The sequence below is a fragment of the Sphingobium sp. TomTYG74 genome (assembly GCF_055393875.1).
In genome coordinates, this window is the sequence record NZ_AP027341.1 from 2,072,696 (window position 1) to 2,086,688 (window position 13,993).

Annotated in this window: 13 protein-coding genes and 3 tRNA genes; 4 read left to right on the forward strand and 12 right to left on the reverse strand. The window is 62.6% G+C overall.

The genetic code is table 11. The features are described from left to right. Nucleotides 1-105 precede the first annotated feature (105 nt). Nucleotides 106-1,887 carry an aminopeptidase P family protein gene (locus ACZ5TB_RS10490; RefSeq protein WP_464791192.1) on the forward strand — a complete coding sequence of 594 codons (1,782 nt, stop codon included), beginning with the start codon at nucleotides 106-108 and terminating at the stop codon, nucleotides 1,885-1,887. Between the two features lie 13 nt (nucleotides 1,888-1,900). Here the strand turns inward: ACZ5TB_RS10490 and ACZ5TB_RS10495 are convergent, their stop codons facing one another. After that, nucleotides 1,901-2,071 carry a hypothetical protein gene (locus tag ACZ5TB_RS10495; protein WP_449474368.1) on the reverse strand — a complete coding sequence of 57 codons (171 nt, stop codon included), beginning with the start codon at nucleotides 2,069-2,071 and terminating at the stop codon, nucleotides 1,901-1,903. Nucleotides 2,072-2,157: 86 nt separating this feature from the next. On the opposite strand from ACZ5TB_RS10495, the gene ACZ5TB_RS10500 reads away from it, so the two are divergent. Next, nucleotides 2,158-2,232 (forward strand) — tRNA-Thr (locus ACZ5TB_RS10500). A gap of 116 nt (nucleotides 2,233-2,348) precedes the next feature. Further along, nucleotides 2,349-3,323, forward strand: a complete 975-nt coding sequence (locus tag ACZ5TB_RS10505) for a GGDEF domain-containing protein (RefSeq protein WP_464791193.1) — start codon at nucleotides 2,349-2,351, stop codon at nucleotides 3,321-3,323. Between the two features lie 49 nt (nucleotides 3,324-3,372). Here ACZ5TB_RS10505 and ACZ5TB_RS10510 read toward each other — a convergent pair whose 3' ends face one another. Genes ACZ5TB_RS10510 through paoA form a run of 5 tightly spaced genes read right to left on the reverse strand, consistent with a single transcriptional unit; the run spans nucleotide 3,373 to nucleotide 9,608 of the window. Continuing rightward, nucleotides 3,373-3,723, reverse strand: a complete 351-nt coding sequence (locus tag ACZ5TB_RS10510; RefSeq protein ID WP_464791194.1) for a Crp/Fnr family transcriptional regulator — start codon at nucleotides 3,721-3,723, stop codon at nucleotides 3,373-3,375. Nucleotides 3,724-3,735: 12 nt separating this feature from the next. Continuing rightward, nucleotides 3,736-5,748 (reverse strand): TonB-dependent receptor, encoded by a 2,013-nt coding sequence (locus ACZ5TB_RS10515; protein ID WP_464791195.1) that lies wholly within the window; start codon nucleotides 5,746-5,748, stop codon nucleotides 3,736-3,738. Nucleotides 5,749-5,806: 58 nt separating this feature from the next. Beyond that, nucleotides 5,807-8,023: an aldehyde oxidoreductase molybdenum-binding subunit PaoC gene (gene paoC, locus ACZ5TB_RS10520; RefSeq protein WP_464791196.1), complete on the reverse strand. Its 2,217-nt coding sequence runs from the start codon at nucleotides 8,021-8,023 to the stop codon at nucleotides 5,807-5,809. After that, on the reverse strand, nucleotides 8,020-8,976 hold the full coding sequence (locus ACZ5TB_RS10525; RefSeq protein ID WP_464791197.1) for an FAD binding domain-containing protein: 957 nt from the start codon (nucleotides 8,974-8,976) through the stop codon (nucleotides 8,020-8,022). Before ACZ5TB_RS10525 ends, paoC begins: the two co-directional genes overlap by 4 nt. Then, the gene (paoA, locus tag ACZ5TB_RS10530; protein WP_464778336.1) at nucleotides 8,973-9,608 is read right to left on the reverse strand and encodes an aldehyde dehydrogenase iron-sulfur subunit PaoA; all 636 of its coding nucleotides are present in this window, start codon (nucleotides 9,606-9,608) and stop codon (nucleotides 8,973-8,975) included. The genes ACZ5TB_RS10525 and paoA overlap by 4 nt, the downstream gene beginning before the upstream one ends. Nucleotides 9,609-9,856: 248 nt before the next feature. Between paoA and ACZ5TB_RS10535 the strand changes: the two genes are divergently transcribed. Next, nucleotides 9,857-9,931: transfer RNA gene (locus ACZ5TB_RS10535), tRNA-Gly, on the forward strand. Nucleotides 9,932-10,130: 199 nt separating this feature from the next. Here ACZ5TB_RS10535 and ACZ5TB_RS10540 read toward each other — a convergent pair. The 6 genes from ACZ5TB_RS10540 to infA form a co-directional block, all read right to left on the reverse strand. Continuing rightward, nucleotides 10,131-11,405, reverse strand: coding sequence for a DUF5677 domain-containing protein (locus ACZ5TB_RS10540; protein ID WP_464778350.1), 1,275 nt, complete (start codon nucleotides 11,403-11,405; stop codon nucleotides 10,131-10,133). Between the two features lie 403 nt (nucleotides 11,406-11,808). Next, nucleotides 11,809-11,884, reverse strand: a tRNA-Phe gene (locus ACZ5TB_RS10545). Between the two features lie 51 nt (nucleotides 11,885-11,935). Further along, on the reverse strand, nucleotides 11,936-12,130 hold the full coding sequence (locus ACZ5TB_RS10550) for a DNA gyrase inhibitor YacG (protein ID WP_464771456.1): 195 nt from the start codon (nucleotides 12,128-12,130) through the stop codon (nucleotides 11,936-11,938). After that, entirely contained in the window at nucleotides 12,120-13,109 is a 990-nt protein-coding gene (locus tag ACZ5TB_RS10555; protein WP_464791198.1) for a ribonuclease, read from the reverse strand. The genes ACZ5TB_RS10550 and ACZ5TB_RS10555 overlap by 11 nt, the downstream gene beginning before the upstream one ends. Nucleotides 13,110-13,172: 63 nt before the next feature. Next, on the reverse strand, nucleotides 13,173-13,745 hold the full coding sequence (locus ACZ5TB_RS10560; protein WP_464791199.1) for a Maf family protein: 573 nt from the start codon (nucleotides 13,743-13,745) through the stop codon (nucleotides 13,173-13,175). A gap of 12 nt (nucleotides 13,746-13,757) precedes the next feature. Continuing rightward, nucleotides 13,758-13,976: a translation initiation factor IF-1 gene (gene infA / locus ACZ5TB_RS10565; RefSeq protein WP_003049127.1), complete on the reverse strand. Its 219-nt coding sequence runs from the start codon at nucleotides 13,974-13,976 to the stop codon at nucleotides 13,758-13,760. Between the last annotated feature and the right edge of the window lie 17 nt (nucleotides 13,977-13,993).

The window sequence follows — 13,993 nt, forward strand, 5'->3', positions numbered from 1 at the left end:
CAGTATCCTGATTCTCGTATAGGAGGCGCGCTGGCATAAGCGGCTGGGCCTGCTTATGTTGGCGGCAGCCTGCCCTGCGCAAGGGTTCTCGATCAAGGAAATGCGATGTCGACCCATGAAGACCGTCTGAAAGCCCTGCGCGAACAGCTGGTGCGCGAGCGGCTGGACGGTTTTGTCGTGCCGCTGACCGATGAGCATATGAGCGAATATGTTGGCGAATATGCGCAGCGCCTCGCCTGGCTGACGGGCTTTCAGGGGTCGGCGGGGAGCGCGGTGGTGCTGCCAGAAGAAGCCGCGATCTTCGTCGATGGGCGCTATACGCTGCAAGTGCGCGAGCAGGTCGATGCCGCGCATTGGCAATATGAAAGCGTGCCGCAGACCTCGGTCGCGGCCTGGCTCGGCACCCATGCGCCCGAGGGCGGGCGGATCGGCTATGATCCCTGGCTGCACACCCGCGCATGGGTGAAGGCAGCGAGCGAAGCGCTGGCTGGGCGCGGAGCGGAACTGGTGGCGGTGGAGACCAATCCGGTGGATGCGGTCTGGCCCGATCGCCCAGCACCGAGTGATGCGCGGCTGGTGGTCCATGAGGATCGCTATGCCGGGCAGAGCGCTGCTGAGAAGCGGCAAGCAATGGCCGACTGGTTGACGTCGAAGAAGTCGGACGCGGTGGTGCTGTCGGCGCTGGATTCCATCGCCTGGACCTTCAACATCCGGGGCAAGGATGTGTCCCGCACGCCTGTCGCGCTGGCCTATGCCATCGTGCATGCCGATGCGACGGCGGACCTCTATGTCGCGCCCGAGAAGATGGACGAGGCGGTCGTGCAGCATCTGGGCAATGCGGTGCGGGTGCATCCGCGCGCGGACTTTGCCGGGACGCTGGCAGGGTTTGCGGGCAAGACGGTTGCAGCGGACCCGGAGCGCGCCGTGGCGGCAATCTTCGAAGCGCTGGACGCGGGCGGTGCGACGATATTGCCGCTCCGCGATCCGGCCGTGCTGCCCAAGGCGATCAAGAACCCGGTGGAGATCGCCGGGCATAAGGCGGCGCAGGCACGCGACGGTGCTGCCCTGTCACGTTTCCTGCACTGGATCGCCGTCGAAACGCCCAAGGGCGGGGTAGATGAACTTGCCGCCGCCGCCCGACTGGAGGGGTTCCGCAAGGAGACCGGGCTGCTGGAGGACCTATCCTTCGACACGATCAGTGGCGCTGGCCCCAATGGCGCGGTCGTGCATTACAGGGTCGAGCAGAAGACCAACCGGGCGATCGAGCCGGGATCTTTCTATCTGGTCGATTCGGGCGGCCAGTATCGCGACGGCACCACCGATGTGACGCGGACGATCGCGATCGGCACGCCGACGGAAGAGATGAAGCGGCGCTTCACGCTGGTGCTGAAGGGCCATATCGCGCTTGGCCGCGCGCTGTTTCCGGCGGGAACGCGCGGTAGCCAGCTGGATGTCCTGGCGCGCCAGTTTCTTTGGGCAGAGGGGCTCGATTATGCCCATGGCACCGGGCATGGCGTCGGCAGCTTCCTGTCGGTGCATGAAGGGCCCCAGCGCATCGCCACGTTCGGCGGCGGCGACGAACCGCTGCAACCGGGCATGATCCTGTCCAATGAGCCCGGATACTACAAGACCGGCGAATATGGCATCCGCATCGAAAATCTGGTGCTGGTCAATCGGCGCGATGTGCCCGGAGCCGAGCGGGAGATGCTAGGCTTTGAAACGCTGACCTTCGCGCCGATCGATCGCAACGCCATCGCGGTGGAACTACTGACGGCGGACGAACGGGCGTGGGTCGATGCCTATCATGCCAAGGTGATGGAGATTGTCGGACCGCAGCTGGATGGCGACGCCCTTTCATGGCTGAAGCAGGTTTGCGCGCCCTTGTGACCGCGCCGCGCCCTTATTCGTCGGCCTGATCTTTCTGGTTGGCTGGTGACGGCGTGGCGCGACCCGCCTCCTCCCGCGCCTGCGCCTTGCGGCGGCGCAAATTGTCGCGCAGCGCCTGCGCCAACCGTGCCTTGCGATCGTCCTGTCCACTGGTCATCGCCGCGCCATAAGCAAATTGGGGCATCGGCCGCAACCCGCCTTGACAAGCAGGACGCACGCGGCCATAGGCCCGGCTCCGCAGCCCGAAAGGGTTTGCGAGATGGTGAAAGTGCTGCCGTAGCTCAGTGGTAGAGCGCATCCTTGGTAAGGCTGAGGTCGCGAGTTCAATCCTCGCCGGCAGCACCATTTCCCGACAGGCTGGAGCAGTCATGCTCGCCTGCTTTCCTATTATTGATTATTGTTACGCAATTTAATTCAGATTATTTCGCCTGCGGGGAATCGGGAATCCGGGGGGAATCAAGGTGCGCGAGCAACAAGCCGTTGCGCACGAGGTCTTGACGTTTTTACAGCGTCAAAGCCTCGCGCCTACGCCGCAGAATTACGCAATGGGCTACGTGCTGAAAAGCGGTACGAACGAGCCGTTGTCGAAAGCCGTCAACGATGCCACCGACGGCGGCATCAGGATGAGCCAGCAGCAGGCGGACGATATCTTCGTGCGCTGTCTCGGCAGTTTTGGCGGTCAGGGTGGAGCCCATAACGCCGACGCCCTGAGAAACCAGACCCGGCATCAGCTCCTGCGGCTGGCCGAAGTCGCGAACAGCGCGGCCGAACGGACCGGGGATTTCAACCGGGACCTCAACATCGGTTATGAAAAGCTGGCGGACAAGGACGGCGCTGGCATCGGCCTGGTCATTTCCGACATGATCGAACGTTCATTGCGGGCCGAGCAGGATCTCGCCGCGGCAGCAAGGGAGGTGGAGGTCCTGAGGCAGGAACTCGACACCGCGCGCCATGACGCCAATCTGGACGCGTTGACGGGCCTGCTCAACCGGCGGGCGCTGGAAACGGCGATGGACCGGCTGAAAGGCGGAAAGTGCTCCTTTGTCGTCGCGATCTGCGACGTCGATCATTTCAAGCGCGTTAACGACCGATATGGCCATTCGGTTGGCGACCGGGTGCTGAAGATGGTCGCAACTTCCCTGGTAGAAAGCTGCGGCGGGCAACTGGTGGGACGCTGGGGCGGCGAGGAATTCCTGGTGATCGTGCAGGGATTGGCGCCAGAGCAGGCCGTGGAGTTGCTGGATACAGCCCGGCGCGACCTGGGCCAACGAGCCTTCAAGCTGCGCGACACGGATGAGCCGATGGGAGCCATCACCTTTTCGGCGGGCGTTGCTCTGGTCAACGAGGGTGCGGAATGGGCAGGTGCGCTCAATGACGCCGATGCTGCGTTATACCGGGCCAAGGCGCAGGGACGGAACCTGATCCTGTTGGCATGACCGGCTGTGCTGCCGCGTCCCCGTCTCTTCCCGAAGTGACGAACGCAGGTCATGGCAGCGGCTTCGGCAGCCAACTCAAATCCTGCGCGAGCGTACGGGACGGTACGCCGCTGAGTTTGCGCAGGGCCGGAATGTCGAGCAGTTCGATCCTGTGGCCGTCCCGCAGGATGAGTCCCTTGTCCCCCAGCGTGCGGAAGACGCGGTTCACATGGACGACGGTGAGGCCGATGACGTCGCCGATCTGCTCCTGCGTCAGCGAATGATCGAAACGCGGCCCGGTGCCGGGTTGAACGACATTCAAGCGGCTATGCAGGTGAACCAGAAAATCGGCGAGGCGGCATTCGGCAGAAGTGCGGCCGATCGAGCAGAGCCTGCGCCTGCCCTCTTTAAAGTGGAGCAAGAAGCGCGAGATTCAGCGGTTCAGCGTCAATCCGATCCATAATGTGCGGGGCGCGCCGAGGTCCTCCGACACGCCTGTGGCGGTGGTGACGCGTCGAGTGACGACATCTTCATCGAACAGATTTTCGCCGCGCAGGATCAATTGGACGCCATGCCCGATCGGCAAGCGGGCGACGGCGTCGGCCGTCACTGCGCCCGGCAGGCGATCGACATGAAGGTCGTCTTCATACTGGGCGGAGATATAGCGCAAGGTGGCGGACAGGCTGGGTCCGCGCCGCGGCTGCCAGGCCAATGTCGTGCTGGCGGCGTGGCGGGGCGTCTGAGCAGGGGAAAGGCCGTCGAAAAGGCTGCCCGGCGCATGAACGACGCTGTGGCTATAGGCATAGGAAGCGGACAGGGATAGCGGGCCTAACTGGCCGACGGCGGTCAGTTCGACCCCCTTGGCCACGATGGCATCGACATTTTCCCGCTTGCGCAGATTGGTGTCTTTCGTGACGTTGGCGATGGCGTCGTCCAGCCGGTTATAGAAGGCGGTTGCCGACAAGGTCATGCCTTTGACTGGGCTGATGTCGATCCCGGCCTCGATCCCCTTCAGCTTCTCTGGCGCCAGAGCGTCGTTGGCCTGCGTCGTGACCGGAAAGACGACGAAAGGCCGGTAAAGCTCATTCAGCGTAGGCAAGCGGAAGCCGGTATAGGCCGCGCCACGCAGGGCAATCCCCTCACCGGCATGCCATAGTACCCCGGCCCGGCCCGACATCTGCCAGTCGGAGCGGTTCTCAAATTCCCGGTCGGTCACGCCAACACCCGCAGCGCGGAAGAATCCGTCGGATATCGTCCAGCGGTCGGCTCGCACCCCTCCCGTCAGGACAAGGCGACCCAGCGTCCAGTCATCTTCGGCGAACATGCCCACAGTCAGCTGCCGTCCCCCCGCATGGCGGCGGGCAGTCACCAATCCGGTGGCCCCGCTGAAAGCGTCCTCGAACATGTCGCCGCTGGCGAAGCGGCTGTCCACGCCCACGCGCAACAGATGATCCGAGCCAACCGGTGGCCGCAGTTCAACTTTGCCGCCAAGGCCAGTGGAAGGCGTGTTCCGCTGATCCAGCGTCTTGCGGAAAGGCAGATTGGAGGAAATGACGATGTTCGAAAAGTTACGCGCCTGGACATAGGCAAGGGCATCGACCTGCCACCGGCCGCGCGACACATAGCGGATGCTTGCATCCTGTCCTTCGCTCACACTGTCCGCGCCACGAAAGCGAAGCGTTCGATCGTCGTGGAACAATGTCGTGCGGAATTGCAGCTCCTCGTTGGCGGAAACCGGAACCACGGCGCGCAGATTGGCCGACCAACTGTCATAGGCGGCGGGAACGGTCGCTGACACGCGCTGCTCCGATGGCGTCGTGTAAAATCCATCTCCCCTGTCCCAACGGCCGGAGAGGGAGACGAAGCCGCCGCCAAGATCAGGCGTGAGGCTGGCGGACAGTTCGGTCGCGTCGCGACTGCCATAAAGGGCGCTGGCGGCCAGAGTGGGCAATTGTTCGCGCGTGGCGCTCGCCAGCTCGATCGTCCCTGCGACCGCGCCCGATCCAAAAGCGCCGACACCGCCCCCACGCGTCACCCGGACGCCGGAAAGCCGATCCGGCACCAGCGCGCTGAAAGGGATGTAGCCGAAAAAGGGGTCGGCCATCGGCACCCCATCCAGCAAGACCAGAGTACGGCTGGACGCATTGCCGCCCAAGGCGCGCAAGCTCGCCCCCTGGGCCGAGGGGTTTGCCGACCGGCTGTCGGATCGGCGAAACTGCTGGAACCCGGCTACGTCTGTCAGGATGCTTTCGATCCTGCCTGAGGCGCTGTTTAGCAGGCGTTGCCGTTTGATCTCCACCGACCCATAGGCAGGCATACCCGGCGGCAGGGGCAAGCCCGCTCCCGTAATAACGATGCGTGCCTGCGTATTGTCAGACGCCGCCGGTTGGGCGAGCGCGGCAGAGGGTAGCAATGCAGGCAACAGGCAAAGGGATGCGACTTTCACGGCGTCGCTGATAGCGGTGCGCCCTCCCCCTGACAACGACGCCGCGCGGCCTGCCGCGTCAGGCCAGCGCCGACCCCGCCCGCCCGGCCAGCAGCTTGTCGATGGTGAGCGGATAGTCGCGCAGGCGGATTCCCGTGGCGTTATAGATGGCATTGGCAACCGCTGCGCCAGCACCGCAGATGCCCAGTTCGCCCACGCCCTTGGCCTTCATCGGAGACGATTTGTCGTCCAGTTCATCAATGAAGAGCACATCCTGATCGGGAATGTCGGCATGCACGGGGACCACATATTCCGCCATGTCATGATTGACGAAGAAGCCAAAGCGCGTGTCGACATGCAACGCCTCCATCAATGCGGCGCCCACGCCCATTGTCATGGCGCCGATGACCTGGCTGCGGGCCGATTTCGGATTGAGGATGCGGCCAGCCGCGAATGCGCCGCCCATACGCCTGACCCGAACTTCCGCCGTGTCGACGTCTACCCCGACTTCGCAGAAATGCGCGCCAAAGGTCGCCTGCGCATAATTCCTGGTCAGTTTGCCGAATGTGATCCGGTCCTCCGCCCACAGGCCGCCCTCTTCCGCGAGACTGCCGATGGGGTGCGACTGATTGCCAAAACGCACAAGCCCGTCTTCGAAAATGGCGTCGTCCGCCGGGAAGCCAGCCTTGGCGGCCAGCTTGGACCGCAAGGCGACGCAGGCGGCATAGAGGCCCGCGGTGGAGCTGTTTGCGCCGAACTGGCCTCCTGATCCGGACGACGCAGGGAAGCGACTGTCGCCCAGACGCACCGTAACCGCTTCGATCGGCACGCCCAGCATTTCCGCCGCCGTCTGAGCGAGGATGGTGTAGGTGCCGGTGCCGATATCCGTCATGTCGGTTTCCACGACGACCTGGCCGCGCTGGTCCACGCCGACGCGTGCGCCGGAGGGCACGACGAGATTGTTGCGGAAAGCGGCAGCCATGCCCATGCCGATCAGCCAGCGGCCGTCCCGAACCTGGCCGGGCTTCGGATGACGCTTTTCCCATCCGAACCGCTCCGCGCCCTGACGCAGGCATTCGACGAACTTGCGGCTGGAAAAGGGGAGCTGCGGTCCTGCTTCCGGATCATATTGCACATCGTTGCGGATGCGCAGCTCGACCGGGTCGATGTCGCAGGCTTCGGCCAGTTCATCCATGGCGACTTCCAGCGCCAGCAGGCCCACGGCTTCGCCCGGAGCGCGCATCGCATTGGCTTCGGGCAGGTCCAGTACCGCCAGCCGATGCGCGGTCAGCCGATTTGCACCGCGATAAAGCAGCCGCGTCTGTTGCGCCGCGACCTCCGGACCACCGCCGGGCAAATCGCCGGACCAGACTTCATGGGCGATCGCGTCGATGACGCCATCCTTGTCCGCGCCGATGCGGATGCGTTGAATGGTCGCTGCGCGGTGGGTGGTGTTGTTGGGCACCTGCGGCCGGGCCAGGGCCACCTTGACCGGCCGACCCACCATCCGTGCACCCAGAGCCGCCAGCAGCGCGTCGGCGCGCAGGAACAGCTTTGCGCCGAAGCCACCGCCGATGTAGGGCGAGATGACCCGAATGTTTTCCTTCGGGATCTTCAGCGTGACCGCCATGTCCTCGACGGTCCAGGCGACCATCTGATTGGATGTCCACAAGGTCAGCTGATCACCATTCCATGCAGCCGTGGTCGCATGCGGTTCCATCATTGCGTGGCTTTGGTCGGGCGTCGTGTAGGTCTGGTCGATCTTTACCGCCGCGTTGGCGAAACCCGCGTCGAAATCCCCCGCGCGCGTGTCGGCAAGGCCGCCAAACCCCTCTTCCGGCACGATCGCATTCCGGCGTTCGGCGGCGAGATCGTAACGGCCGGTTTCCGGGCTGTAGTCGATGCGCAGCAGCCGGGCGGCGTCGCGGGCATTTTCAAACGTGTCAGCGACGATCAACGCCACCGCCTGATCATAATGTTCGATCAGGGGTCCGCCCAGCAGGTGAGCGGTATTCTTCCCGCCCTTTGCCAGCGGCCCGGCATTTTGATGCGTGACGATGGCCAGAACGCCCGGTGCGGCTTGAGCAGCGCGCAGGTCCATGGCGTCGATCTTGCCCTTTGCGATTGCCGATCCGACAATCCAGCCATAGGCGGCATGGGGCGCGGCATCATGCCGTTCATAGGCATAGGGCGCGGTGCCGGTGACCTTTGCCGCTCCGTCGATGCGATCATGCGCAACTCCGACTACGCGACCGCGATCGATGGGATTTGTCGTGGCGGGCTTGTCGAACTTCATGGCCGCGCCTCCTTCTGGCGGAAGAGGGATGCTAGCGTCCTGGCGGTCAGCTGCTGCTTGAACGCGTTCTGATCAGTGGGCCGGGCGCCTGCCAACGCGGCTTCCGCGACCGCAGCGGGGCCAGCCTTGGCCGCCGCATCAGCAGCCGGGATGCGCCAAGGCTTGGGCGCGATGCCGCCAAAGGCGAAGCGGGCGCCGCCATTCTCGTCGAACACTGCCGCCACGGAAACAAGGGCAAAGGCGTAGGAATGGCGATCCCGCACCTTGCGATAGATATGGGTGCCGCCAATCGGCCGGGGCAGCGTTACGGACGTTATGAGTTCGCCCGGTTGCAGCGCATGTTCGACATGCGGCGTATCCCCCGGCAGCAGGTGGAAATCAGCTACGGGAATGGAACGGCGCGTCCCGTCCGAGGCCACTGTATCCACCGTCGCATCCAGCACGCGCATCGCCACGGCCATGTCGGAAGGATGCTGCGCGATGCAGGCGTCGCTGGTGCCGATGATCGCCAGACTGCGGCTGATCCCCTTCAACGCGCCGCATCCGCTGCCCGGCTTCCTCTTGTTGCAGGGCATGCGGATGTCGTAAAAATAGGGGCAGCGGGTGCGCTGAAGCAGGTTTCCGGCGGTCGTTGCCTTGTTGCGCAATTGGCCCGATGCCCCCGCAAGCAGCGCGCGGCTGAGCACTGCATAGTCGCGCCGTACCATTTTGTCCGCCGCAAGTGCCGTGTTGCGAACCATTGCCCCGATCCGCAAGCCGCCCTCGGCCGTCCGCTCGATCCGGTCGAGGCCGAGATGGTTGACGTCGATCAGATTCGCGGGCGTTTCGATCTGCAACTTCATGAGGTCGAGCAAATTGGTGCCCCCTGCGATGAAGCGCGTGTCCGGCGTGCGCGCGGCGGCTTTCACGGCATCTTCGACGCTGGCGGCCCGGCTGTAGGTGAAGGGCCTCATGCCTTTTCCTCCCCGGCGACATCACGAATAGCGGCGATGATGTTGGGATAGGCGGCGCAGCGGCAGATATTGCCGCTCATCCGCTCGCGCAATTCCGCGTCCGAGAAGGCGACCTGCTCCAGATCATCGGTCACGTGGCTCGGGATACCCGCCTTGATCTCGCCCAGCACGGCGACAGCGGAACAGATTTGTCCGGGCGTGCAGTAACCGCATTGATATCCGTCATGCGTGATGAAGGCCCGCTGCATGGGATGGAGCTTTTCCGGCGTGCCGAGCCCCTCGATCGTCGTTACGGTTTCGCCCTCATGCATGACGGCCAGCGTCAGGCAGCTATTGATCCGCTGGCCCTCGACAATCACCGTGCAGGCGCCGCACTGACCATGGTCGCAGCCCTTCTTGGTCCCGGTGAGGTGCAGATGCTCACGCAGGGCGTCCAGCAATGTCGTGCGCGGATCGAGTTGCAGATGCACCTGACGGCCGTTCACTGTCAGCTCAACGGTCGTCATGTGTCTTCCCTCGTTAAATTCGGGCACTCGCATCGCCCCGGTTTTCGCGTCGGCCACGACCGGAACCGCCATCGCCGCGCCCCCGCCTTGCAGCACGGCACGGCGAGTCAGATCGTCTGGCGCCATATCGTCCTTCCTCCTGCCGTAGCCAATACGAAGCATATTCCCGGATGATCCGCCATGGTCAGAAAAGATGCGGCGTCGCTCAGATAGGGCGCGCGCCTTCCGCAGCCAAGCGCAGTCCTTCCTCCGGGGCAGGAAAGTCCGCCAGCCGGATAAATTTGAGGCGAGGCCAAATTCTCCCTTGCCGACCTCCCCAACCGCTGCTAGTTGCCCGCCTCACCCGCCGAGAGGGACTTCCTCCGGCCGCCAGAGCGGGCGTAGCTCAGGGGTAGAGCACAACCTTGCCAAGGTTGGGGTCGAGGGTTCGAATCCCTTCGCCCGCTCCATGAATCAACGGGATAGTCGCCTTATGGCGAGGCGAATTTGCGCCCTCAGTCTGTGTCGCCACCATGTCGCCACGCGACGAGCGATGTCCTACCTATCCTCTAAGCGGATCGACCATACTATAAGCGCTCTTCGACGCTCGTCATTCGGTAGCGCCAGTTGCACAGGCCCAATCTGATACCAGCCATCTGAGTCGCTATCTCATTTCCCCCTCATCTTGCGCCGCTCAGCTTCAAATTTCACCCGCGCCTTATGCGATTTCTCTAGGTCTCGATGCGCCCTATCCAATTTCGGAAATAGTTCGTCTCGGAGCTGAATGAGAATTTGCCATTCGACCATCCGGTCGAATCGCGCTGTTCCGTGGGCCAAAAGACAGGTGATATGGACAAGATCAGCAGCGGTATTCCGTGCAGGCTCTACGAAACCAGCGTTGCTGGGACCTGCGAGCATTACGGGCGACTCCTCGCTGTCCAGCAACCCAAGGCGAAACGCTATACCCTTTGAACTGGCGTGAACATTATAGCTCGCCATGCGGTAGTAAGATTGCATCGCTGCTTGTCCCGCTGCGGCTTCTAGATCGACCATTCTCGGCTTCTTGATCTTGAGATGCTCAGCAGCCCAGCCATATTCAGAGCCGAAGCGGTCGCCATAAAGCTTGAGTGCGGCCTCGTAGCCCTTTTCCGTCTCGGCCACGTCCCGCTTTGACGGCGGGGCGTACCCCAACTGTTCATGGAATAGGACGAATCTGTCCATTGCGCGCTTGGCCTCTACAAACTCGTGCGCGCGATACCTGACTGCCAGTTCCTCTCCATGCTTGACCAGCAGTTCTGCCACTACGACAATTTCATGCAGCGTTCTCCAACGCGCCATAGCGCCATCGGCCAAGCCGTTTTCCATTAGGGTCATGACCTCAAACGTCACTTGGCAGGCGCGCGCATGCAGTCGAATCAACGTATCATTCAAAACTCTGTTCTTTTTCGACCGCGACCGCCTGCGCGATTTCACCATCTCGCCGCCGACCTCCAGCGAGATGGTGTAAATCATTCGAAGCGTATCGAAGGCATCTTGCCAGCGCAGCAGCAGATTTTCCCGAAATTGGATCATCCGCGCTTCATCGTAAGCGCGCTGGGCCGACCAATCCGCCTTGAGCGATTTGAGGATTACCTTTGCTGAACTCTTAACAATCTTGGGAAGGATCGCAGGCAGTTCGTTTTCTATGAATTTCTGGGCCTCTTCGATAAGGGGAATGATCTCTTCAGCCGACAGTGTAAGCTCAATGTCGGTACCCTCTTCACGTTCGTCGGCCCATTCAAACGGCTCGGCAGGCGTCGTAGCGATATGTTTCGCATATTCCCTGACAAAAGGCTTCGGAGCCTTGGGGGTCTTTTCAACGATCAACTGTTCGATGCGCTTGATCAAATAGAGCCTAGGTGCAGCATTGATTTGCTCCATGAAGAGCGAATGAAGGCCCGACATTGGCTTCTTGCCGCGTGCCTTCAGAGATAGTCCTATTGTTGCGCGAGACAATGCGAGCCTACTTCCTGTCATTCGGTCAATTGAACCTGATTGACGCAGCCTGATTGCGGTGCGGCTAAGTTGGCAAGTATCGGATCAGCATGTGACTAAGCCAACGACAAAATTGAATTTTGCTAATTATGCTCATTTTGCGCGAGGCTTTGACGTCAAAAAGGAGTTCGCCTTTGTTCCCGAACAGTGTCAGCAAATCAGCTAGGGTGATGACCATACGAAGGGCGAGCATAATGATACCGCCCTGGACAACCTTGAACAGCGTATAGCACTGCCAATCTGATCCAATTACACAGGGAAGAACGCGCCACTCTCTCAGCAGCAGAAAAATCTTTATTTTTCAGAGAGTTAGTGGTGCCCGGGGACGGAGTCGAACCGCCGACACTGCGATTTTCAGTCGCATGCTCTACCAACTGAGCTACCCGGGCACGGGCGCCGGGGAGGACCACCGGCGGCGTTGAGAGGCGTGCCTATAGGCATCAATCCGGGGGGTTGTCCACCCCATCATCGTCGCTTTTTTTCATCTCGTCGGCGGCGGGGGTTCCGGGGACGCGATAGCCTTCGCCCAGCCATTGCAGCAGGTCACGGTCACGGCAGGCCTTTCCGCAGAAGGGCCGCGTGTCGGGATGGGCTGGCTGGCCGCAGATCGGGCAGGAGGATGATTTAGGCGACATGGCCCGCCGATATGGCAAGGGCCGGGTCCGCCTTCAAGCTGACGACGCCGCCACGACGGCGGGCGAGCTGCTCCAGCCAGTCGGCCGCCTTGTACAGGCGGTCGATGATGGGGGGCGCGGCGGTGATCGTGACCGGCCCGCCATTGCCTTCCCGTTCGGCACGGCGGAGCAAGGCGAGAGCCGCCGTTTCGATCGGATCAGCCCGCAATAACTCCATGAGGTTCATCCGCTCGCGGCGGCGGATAACCTGCACGAAGCCGAAGCCGTTCACCGCCGTTCGTTCGAAAGGAAGCGGTAGATATTTGTCGATTTGCGCGGAAGCGACAGCGCGCTCATCCTTGTTGTTCATGGTGGGCAGATCGACGCCGATCGATCCGGTCAGCCCCATGCGACGGATCGCCTGCGCCGCCAGTTTCGCGCCCTTGGGGCCGAGCTTCGCGGGCGGCAGCGATCCGTCTACGTCGATCAGGATCATCGCGGGCGTCGGGAAGATGCGGAGCGCCGCTTCCTCTGTGCCGATGTCACCGGACATCGCCTCTTCCATCAGTTCGCTCCAGCCATGGGCTTCAAAGCGATCTTCCTCATGCGCGGGGCATGGGACGACGGGAATGCCCGTTGTGCGGAGGCGCTGGAGGAGGCTGGGGGCAGGATGCACCTTGGAGCCCGGCTGGGCGATGCGGGCCTTGGCGAGCTTCGGGCGGCCTTCCTCCGGGATGGCTTCGCGCAGGATTTCGAGGAGGACGGTCGCGCCCTCTGCGGTCTTGGGTGGGATGGGTTCGACCAGCACTTCCTCGCCCGAGATCAGGCGGGCGATACCGCGCTTTTTGGGGATGATGGTCCGGACGAGCTTGCCCTGCATGACCGCACCGGCTCGGGCACCATCGCCCTCACGCTCGATCTGTGCCTCGACCAACCGGCCCTTTTCGATCAGCGCGGCGCGGGCCTCGCCAATCCCTTCTTCATAGAGCCATTCGGCCATCAATATGTTCCTGTTGGTCGGGATTGCCGAGCCGGAAAGTGTGCCATTTCCCTTGCCATCCCTCTAGTCCAATGGGTAGCCCGCTGCCTTCAGCAGCGCGCGGGTTTCGTAAAGGGGCAGGCCCATGATCGCGCTATGGCTGCCTTGTATCGCGCGGATCAGCCCGGCGGCACGGCCCTGAATCGCATAGCCGCCTGCCTTGCCGTGCCATTCTTCGCTGGCGATATAGGCCTCGATTTCGGCCTTCTCCAAGCGTTTGAAGGTGACGATGTTGGTGGAAAGGCGGTGCCTTGCCCTGCCTTCGCCATCGATGAGCGTGATGGCGCTCAGTACGCGGTGGCGGCGGCCGGAGAGCAGGGAGAGACAGGCGCGCGCCTCGTCCGCCGTCTCTGCCTTGGGCAGGATGCGGCGGCCTGCTGCAACCACGGTATCACCTGACAGCACCAGCGCGCCGGGATGACGGGCAGCCACCAACGCAGCCTTTTCAGCGGCCACTCGGGCGGCATAGGCGGCTGGCAATTCGCCTTTCAAAGGGGTTTCATCAAGATCGGCGGGATCCACAGCGTCGGGACGCACGCCGATCTGACCCAGAAGTTCACACCGTCTGGGAGAAGCCGAAGCAAGGATGAGCCGCATGCGTTAAGCGGCTTATTTGAAGCGGTAAGTGATCCGACCCTTGGTCAGGTCGTAGGGGGTCAATTCGACCAGCACTTCATCGCCCACCAGCACGCGAATGCGGTTTTTCCGCATCTTGCCAGCCGTGTGGCCAAGGATCTCGTGATCATTTTCAAGCCGGACGCGGAACATGGCGTTGGGGAGAAGCTCCACAACCTGTCCGCGCATTTCAAGCAGTTCTTCTTTTGCCATAATATCCTGGGGAAACC